This is a genomic window from Salegentibacter maritimus (assembly GCF_016236975.1).
GTDB classification, from domain to species: domain Bacteria; phylum Bacteroidota; class Bacteroidia; order Flavobacteriales; family Flavobacteriaceae; genus Salegentibacter; species Salegentibacter maritimus.
In genome coordinates this window covers 1-469 of record NZ_JAEHNY010000030.1, presented here as the reverse complement: position 1 = coordinate 469, position 469 = coordinate 1, and the positions used below count along the sequence as shown (strand labels likewise).

Sequence of the window (469 nt, the reverse complement as noted above, 5' to 3'; positions counted from 1 at the left end):
CCTGTGGCACTTCCTACCACATTATAAGGAGTAACCGAAACATAGATTGTGGTATTTTCAGGGAAGTCGGTTGTATGGCTATAACTTGTTGTTGTAAGCTCGGCATTGTTTATCAGGTCATTTCCTTCTGGAGTTGTCCCGATATTTATATAATATCCATCGGCATTTGGTACAGCATCCCAATTAATGTCCTCATTGGTGCTAACATCGGTTGTACCATCTAGCGGACTGGTAATTGTAGTACAATCCGGAACGCTCGGATTTGCGAAGCTCTCTGTGGTAAAACTTATTTCTGTACATCCCTTAGCACTTCCTACCACATTATAAGGAGTAACCGAAACGTAGATAGTGGTATTTTCAGGGAAATGGGTTGCATGGCTATAACTTGTTGTTGTAAGCTCGGCATTGTTTACCAGGTCATTTCCCCCTGCAGTTGTCCCGATATTCACATAATATCCATCGGCATTTG

At 42.2% G+C, this 469-nt stretch carries 1 pseudogene; it reads right to left on the bottom strand.

Features of this window, described 5'->3' with window-relative positions:
• Nucleotides 1-469 (bottom strand): annotated as a pseudogene (locus I6U50_RS15760) (hypothetical protein); the annotation flags it as partial.